The sequence below is a fragment of the Citrobacter sp. Colony219 genome, from assembly GCF_019382635.1.
GTDB classification, from domain to species: Bacteria; Pseudomonadota; Gammaproteobacteria; order Enterobacterales; family Enterobacteriaceae; genus Citrobacter; species Citrobacter youngae.
This window is the reverse complement of sequence record NZ_CP080033.1, coordinates 4,407,596-4,414,793: the sequence shown is the minus strand read 5'-3', so window position 1 is coordinate 4,414,793 and position 7,198 is coordinate 4,407,596. Positions and strand designations below refer to the sequence as shown.

Below are 7,198 nucleotides of genomic sequence, written 5' to 3'. Positions count from 1 at the left end.
TACACTGGGATGGCTGAATTAGAGATCGGCATCCTTTCATTCTTAACACTTTGGAGTTTTAAAATGTCTCTAAGTACTGAAGCTACCGCTAAAATCGTTTCTGAGTTTGGTCGTGATGCAAACGACACCGGTTCTACCGATGTTCAGGTTGCTCTGTTGACTGCACAGATTAACCACCTGCAGGGCCACTTTGCAGAGCACAAAAAAGATCACCACAGCCGTCGTGGTCTGCTGCGCATGGTTTCTCAGCGTCGTAAACTGCTCGACTACCTGAAACGTAAAGATGTTGCACGTTACACTGCGCTGATCGAGCGTCTGGGTCTGCGTCGCTAATTCTTTCGAGTTTCAGAAAGAGGGGGCCTTCATGGCCCCTTTTTTCCAGCAGATGGCAGCAATTCGCTGGAAACTAATGTATTGTTGCTATGAATGATCTTCCGTTGCAGAGGTTCGCGCGGCTAATGAGAGGCTTTACTCATGCTTATGGGTTAGGGTTGTCATTAGTCGCGAGGATGCGCAGAAGATCGGGTATTAACGATGGCGCAAAATGTGCCGTCAAAAAAATAGAGAAAGGATATTATTTTGCTTAATCCGATCGTTCGTAAATTCCAGTACGGTCAGCATACCGTTACGCTGGAAACCGGCATGATGGCGCGTCAGGCGACTGCCGCTGTTATGGTTAGCATGGATGACACTGCGGTATTTGTTACCGTTGTTGGCCAGAAAAAAGCGAAACCAGGCCAGGATTTCTTCCCGCTGACCGTTAACTATCAGGAGCGTACCTACGCTGCTGGCCGTATCCCAGGTAGCTTCTTCCGTCGTGAAGGCCGTCCGAGCGAAGGCGAAACCCTGATTGCGCGTCTGATTGACCGCCCGGTTCGTCCGCTGTTCCCGGAAGGCTTCGTTAACGAAGTTCAGGTTATCGCCACCGTTGTTTCCGTTAACCCGCAGGTTAACCCGGACATCGTGGCCATGATTGGTGCATCTGCTGCGCTGACGCTGTCTGGTATTCCATTCAACGGCCCGATCGGTGCTGCACGTGTTGGTTACATCAATGACCAGTACGTACTGAACCCGACTCAGGACGAACTGAAAGAAAGCAAGCTGGACCTGGTTGTTGCCGGTACAGAAGCTGCCGTACTGATGGTTGAATCCGAAGCTGAACTGCTGAGCGAAGACCAGATGCTGGGTGCTGTGGTCTTCGGTCACGAACAGCAGCAGGTTGTGATTCAGGCTATCAACGAGCTGGCGAAAGAAGCTGGCAAACCGCGTTGGGACTGGCAGCCAGAAGCCGTCAACGAAGCGCTGAACGCACGTGTTGCCGCACTGGCAGAAGCTCGCCTGAGTGATGCTTACCGCATCACCGACAAACAAGAGCGTTATGCTCAGGTTGACGTAATCAAATCTGAAACCATCGCGACTCTGGTGGCTGAAGACGAAACCCTGGACGCTAACGAGCTGGGTGAAATTCTGCACGCTATCGAGAAAAACGTTGTTCGTAGCCGCGTACTGGCAGGCGAGCCGCGCATCGATGGCCGTGAAAAAGACATGATCCGTGGTCTGGACGTGCGTACTGGCGTTCTGCCGCGTACCCACGGTTCCGCACTGTTCACCCGTGGCGAAACTCAGGCGCTGGTTACTGCGACCCTGGGCACCACTCGTGATGCACAGAACCTCGACGAACTGATGGGCGAGCGTACTGACAACTTCCTGTTCCACTACAACTTCCCTCCGTACTGCGTAGGTGAAACCGGTATGGTCGGTTCTCCGAAGCGTCGTGAGATTGGTCACGGTCGTCTGGCGAAACGTGGCGTACTGGCAGTGATGCCGGAACTGGATAAATTCCCGTACACCGTGCGTGTGGTTTCTGAAATCACCGAATCTAACGGTTCTTCTTCTATGGCTTCCGTATGTGGCGCTTCCCTGGCGCTGATGGACGCAGGCGTGCCAATCAAAGCCGCCGTTGCGGGTATCGCGATGGGGCTGGTGAAAGAAGGCGACAACTATGTTGTTCTGTCTGACATCCTGGGCGACGAAGACCACCTGGGCGATATGGACTTCAAAGTGGCGGGTTCCCGCGACGGTATCTCTGCACTGCAGATGGATATCAAAATTGAAGGTATCACCAAAGAAATCATGCAGGTTGCTCTGAACCAGGCTAAAGGTGCGCGTCTGCACATCCTGGGTGTGATGGAACAAGCGATCAACGCACCGCGTGGCGATATCTCTGAATTTGCTCCGCGTATCCACACCATCAAGATCAGCCCGGACAAGATCAAAGACGTTATCGGTAAAGGCGGTTCTGTTATCCGTGCTCTGACCGAAGAAACCGGCACCACCATTGAAATCGAAGATGATGGTACCGTGAAGATTGCTGCGACCGACGGCGAAAAAGCGAAATATGCTATCCGCCGTATCGAAGAGATCACCGCAGAGATCGAAGTAGGCCGTATCTACAATGGTAAAGTGACCCGTATCGTTGACTTTGGCGCATTCGTTGCCATCGGTGGCGGTAAAGAAGGCCTGGTACACATCTCTCAGATCGCTGATAAGCGCGTTGAGAAAGTGACCGATTACCTGCAGATGGGCCAGGAAGTACCGGTCAAAGTTCTGGAAGTTGATCGCCAGGGCCGTGTACGTCTGAGCATTAAAGAAGCAACTGAGCAGTCTCAGCCTGCAGGCGAACCGGAAGCTCCGGCAAGCCAGGGCGAGTAAGGTTGCCATTGCCCTCCGTGAGAGCGGAGGGCCTTTAACCCGGCAGGATGCCTTGTTAGCAACCGGGGAACCTGGACGTTCATTCAATCGTTGTCTTCGGGAGTGGGAAATGAAGCCTTTTTTGCGCTGGTGTTTCGTTGCGACAGCACTCACGCTGGCTGGATGCAGTAATTCCACCTGGCGTAAGAGTGAAGTCCTCGCAGTACCATTGCAACCGACTTTGCAGCAGGAAGTGATTCTGGCACGTATGGAACAAATTCTTGCCAGTCGGGCTTTAACCGATGACGAACGCGCACAGCTTTTATATGAGCGCGGAGTGTTGTATGATAGTCTCGGTCTGAGGGCACTGGCGCGAAATGATTTTTCACAAGCGCTGGCAATCCGACCAGATATGCCTGAAGTATTCAATTACTTAGGTATATATTTAACGCAGGCAGGCAATTTTGATGCTGCCTATGAAGCGTTTGATTCTGTACTTGAGCTTGATCCAACTTACAACTACGCGCACTTAAATCGCGGTATCGCATTGTATTACGGCGGTCGCGACAAGTTAGCGCAAGATGATCTGCTAGCGTTTTATCAAGACGATCCCAATGATCCTTTCCGTAGTCTGTGGCTTTATCTTGCCGAGCAGAAGCTCGATGAGAAGCAGGCTAAAGAAGCGTTGAAGCAACGCTTTGAGAAATCGGATAAAGAGCAATGGGGATGGAACATTGTCGAGTTCTACCTGGGCAACATTAGCGAAGCAACGCTGATGGAACGCCTGAAGGCGGACGCAACGGATAACACCTCGCTCGCTGAGCATCTCAGTGAAACCAACTTCTATTTAGGTAAGTACTACCTAAGTCTGGGGGATTTGGACAACGCTACGGCATTGTTCAAACTGGCGGTGGCTAACAACGTTCATAACTTTGTTGAGCACCGATACGCATTGTTGGAATTATCGCTCCTGGGCCAGGACCAAGATGACCTGGCAGAATCGGACCAGCAATAGCTGACGTACACATCAGCCCGTAATCTTTTTTGATTGCCATCACCTTCACGGGTGAGGGCGTTGTTGTTCGTTAATACACCTACTTTGAGCCGGTTCACACTTTTCAATGAAAATTGCAGATCAATTTCATGATGAGTTATGTAGACTGGCCGCCATTAATTTTGAGGCACACGTACTACATGGCTGAATTCGAAACCACTTTTGCAGATCTGGGCCTGAAGGCTCCTATCCTTGAAGCCCTTAACGATCTGGGTTACGAAAAACCATCTCCAATCCAGGCAGAGTGCATTCCGCATCTGCTGGGCGGTCGCGATGTTCTGGGTATGGCCCAGACAGGTAGCGGCAAAACTGCAGCGTTCTCTTTACCGCTGCTCAACAATCTTGATCCTGAGCTGAAGGCACCTCAGATTCTGGTGCTGGCACCGACCCGCGAACTGGCGGTTCAGGTTGCAGAAGCCATGACGGATTTCTCTAAACACATGCGCGGCGTGAACGTGGTTGCCCTGTACGGCGGCCAGCGTTATGACGTGCAATTACGTGCCCTGCGTCAGGGACCACAGATCGTCGTCGGTACGCCGGGCCGTCTGCTGGATCACCTGAAGCGCGGGACTCTGGACCTCTCTAAACTGAGCGGTCTGGTACTGGACGAAGCAGACGAAATGCTGCGTATGGGCTTCATCGAAGACGTTGAAACCATCATGGCGCAGATCCCGGAAGGTCATCAGACCGCTCTGTTCTCTGCGACTATGCCGGAAGCGATTCGTCGTATTACCCGCCGCTTTATGAAAGAGCCGCAGGAAGTACGCATTCAGTCCAGCGTTACCACGCGTCCTGACATCAGCCAGAGCTACTGGACTGTATGGGGCATGCGTAAAAATGAAGCGCTGGTGCGTTTCCTGGAAGCAGAAGATTTTGATGCGGCGATTATCTTCGTTCGTACCAAAAATGCGACCCTGGAAGTGGCAGAAGCGCTGGAGCGTAGCGGTTATAGCAGCGCTGCACTGAACGGCGACATGAACCAGTCCCTGCGTGAGCAGACTCTGGAACGTCTGAAAGATGGCCGCCTGGATATTCTGATTGCAACCGACGTTGCGGCCCGTGGCCTGGACGTTGAGCGTATCAGCCTGGTTGTTAACTACGACATCCCGATGGATTCCGAGTCTTACGTTCACCGTATCGGCCGTACTGGTCGTGCGGGTCGTGCTGGCCGTGCGCTGCTGTTCGTTGAGAACCGTGAGCGTCGTCTGCTGCGTAACATCGAACGCACCATGAAGCTGACGATTCCGGAAGTAGAACTGCCGAACGCAGAACTGCTGGGCAAACGCCGTCTGGAAAAATTCGCCGCTAAAGTACAGCAGCAGCTGGAAAGCAGCGATCTGGATCAGTACCGTGCTCTGCTGGCGAAAATGCAGCCGGAAGAAGAGCTGGATATCGAAACGCTGGCAGCCGCACTGCTGAAAATGGCTCAGGGCGAACGTCCGCTGATCCTGCCGCCAGATGCGCCGATGCGTCCGAAACGCGAATTCCGCGACCGCAACGATCGTGGCCCGCGTGACCGCAACGATCGTGGCCCGCGTAATGACCGTGGTGGTGAAGATCGTCCGCGTCGTGAACGTCGTGACGTTGGCGATATGCAGCTGTACCGCATTGAAGTGGGCCGTGATGACGGTGTTGAAGTTCGTCATATCGTTGGCGCGATTGCTAACGAAGGCGATATCAGCAGCCGTTACATCGGTAACATCAAGCTGTTTGCTTCCCACTCCACCATCGAGCTGCCGAAAGGTATGCCGGGCGACGTGCTGCAGCACTTTACCCGTACTCGCATCCTGAACAAGCCGATGAATATGCAGCTGGTTGGCGATGCAGTTCCGCACACCGGTGGTGAGCGTCGTGGCGGTGGCCGTTTCAGCGGCGAGCGTCGTGAAGGCGGTCGTGGCGAAGGTCGTAATTTCAGCGGTGAGCGTCGTGAAGGCGGTCGTGGCGATGGTCGTCGTTTCAGCGGCGAACGTCGTGAAGGCAACCGTGGTCCGCGTCGTGACGATTCTTCTGCTCCGCGTCGTGATGACTCCGCTGGTCGTCGTCGTTTCGGCGGTGACGCATAAGTTTCACTGCGTAAAGTAATATGTACAGCCCCGATCTTAACAATCGGGGCTTTTTTTATTTCATTTGTACTCGTGTACTGGTACAGTGCAGCACATTAAGATGTAGTCACAATATAAATGACTGGAGAGATGGCTAAATGGCAACACTAACCACCACCCAAACGTCACCTTCGCTGCTCGGCGGCGTGGTGATTATCGGCGGCACCATTATTGGCGCGGGGATGTTTTCTCTGCCAGTGGTCATGTCCGGGGCGTGGTTTTTCTGGTCAATGGCGGCGCTGATCTTCACCTGGTTCTGTATGCTGCATTCCGGACTGATGATCCTCGAAGCGAACCTCAATTACCGCATTGGTTCCAGCTTTGACACCATCACGAAAGATCTGCTGGGCAAAGGCTGGAACGTGGTGAACGGCATTTCGATCGCCTTCGTTCTCTATATCCTGACCTACGCCTATATTTCAGCGAGCGGGTCGATTCTGCATCACACCTTCTCCGAGATGTCGCTGAATGTTCCGGCGCGCGCGGCGGGTCTTGGCTTTGCGCTGCTGGTGGCATTTGTGGTGTGGTTAAGCACCAAAGCGGTTAGCCGTATGACGGCAATTGTGCTGGGCGCAAAGGTGATTACCTTTTTCCTGACCTTTGGCAGTCTGCTGGGGCATGTTACGCCCACTACGCTGTTTAACGTGGCAGAAAGCAATGCTTCTTATACGCCGTACCTGTTGATGACGCTGCCGTTTTGTCTGGCGTCGTTCGGCTACCACGGTAACGTCCCGAGCCTGATGAAGTACTACGGTAAAGATCCGAAAACCATTGTGAAGTGTCTGGTGTATGGCACGTTGCTGGCGCTGGTGCTGTATACCGTATGGTTACTGGGAACGATGGGGAATATTCCACGTCCGGAGTTTATCGGTATTGCGCAGCAGGGCGGTAACATTGATGTGCTGGTACAGGCGCTGAGCGGCGTACTAAACAGCCGCAGTCTGGATCTGCTGCTGGTGGTGTTCTCTAACTTTGCGGTGGCGAGTTCATTCCTCGGCGTCACGCTCGGTCTGTTTGACTATCTGGCGGATCTGTTTGGCTTTGATGACTCGGCGATGGGGCGTTTTAAAACGGCATTGCTGACGTTTGTCCCGCCAATTGTGGGTGGATTGCTGTGGCCGAACGGTTTCCTGTACGCCATTGGCTATGCAGGACTCGCGGCAACCATCTGGGCCGCCATTGTTCCGGCGTTGCTGGCGCGTAAATCCCGCGAGCGTTTCGGTAGCCCGAAATTCCGCGTCTGGGGCGGCAAGCCGATGATTGCGCTGATCCTGGTATTTGGTATCGGCAACGCGATTATCCATATTCTGTCGAGCTTTAATCTGTTACCGGTTTATCAGTAAAACCGTTG

6 protein-coding genes are annotated in these 7,198 nt (G+C 53.3%); all 6 read left to right on the top strand.

The window, feature by feature from the left end; all coding sequences use genetic code 11:
• The first annotated feature begins 63 nt into the window (after positions 1-63).
• A complete protein-coding gene (rpsO, locus tag JTI85_RS19490) occupies positions 64-333 on the top strand; it encodes a 30S ribosomal protein S15 (protein WP_000059465.1) in 270 nt (89 codons plus the stop codon).
• A gap of 246 nt (positions 334-579) precedes the next feature.
• Positions 580-2,712 (top strand): polyribonucleotide nucleotidyltransferase, encoded by a 2,133-nt coding sequence (gene pnp / locus JTI85_RS19485; protein ID WP_047408353.1) that lies wholly within the window; start codon positions 580-582, stop codon positions 2,710-2,712.
• A 109-nt stretch (positions 2,713-2,821) separates the two neighbouring features.
• Positions 2,822-3,706, top strand: a complete 885-nt coding sequence (nlpI, locus tag JTI85_RS19480; RefSeq protein WP_040234121.1) for a lipoprotein NlpI — start codon at positions 2,822-2,824, stop codon at positions 3,704-3,706.
• Between the two features lie 106 nt (positions 3,707-3,812).
• Positions 3,813-3,893: a protein YrbN gene (gene yrbN / locus JTI85_RS19475; protein ID WP_010723222.1), complete on the top strand. Its 81-nt coding sequence runs from the start codon at positions 3,813-3,815 to the stop codon at positions 3,891-3,893.
• Complete coding sequence (gene deaD, locus JTI85_RS19470) at positions 3,886-5,808, top strand: ATP-dependent RNA helicase DeaD (RefSeq protein ID WP_219351928.1); 1,923 nt, start codon at positions 3,886-3,888, stop codon at positions 5,806-5,808. Before yrbN ends, deaD begins: the two co-directional genes overlap by 8 nt.
• A 137-nt stretch (positions 5,809-5,945) precedes the next feature.
• Positions 5,946-7,190, top strand: a complete 1,245-nt coding sequence (mtr, locus tag JTI85_RS19465; protein ID WP_172742051.1) for a tryptophan permease — start codon at positions 5,946-5,948, stop codon at positions 7,188-7,190.
• Positions 7,191-7,198 lie beyond the last annotated feature (8 nt).

What these genes read in the sequence shown, in the direction of transcription:
- rpsO (WP_000059465.1), top strand. Translation starts at nt 64, where the DNA reads ATGTCTCTAAGTACTGAAGCTACCGCTAAAATCGTTTCTGAGTTTGGT.
- nlpI (WP_040234121.1), top strand. Translation starts at nt 2,822, where the DNA reads ATGAAGCCTTTTTTGCGCTGGTGTTTCGTTGCGACAGCACTCACGCTG.
- yrbN (WP_010723222.1), top strand. Translation starts at nt 3,813, where the DNA reads ATGAAAATTGCAGATCAATTTCATGATGAGTTATGTAGACTGGCCGCC.
- deaD (WP_219351928.1), top strand. Translation starts at nt 3,886, where the DNA reads ATGGCTGAATTCGAAACCACTTTTGCAGATCTGGGCCTGAAGGCTCCT.
- mtr (WP_172742051.1), top strand. Translation starts at nt 5,946, where the DNA reads ATGGCAACACTAACCACCACCCAAACGTCACCTTCGCTGCTCGGCGGC.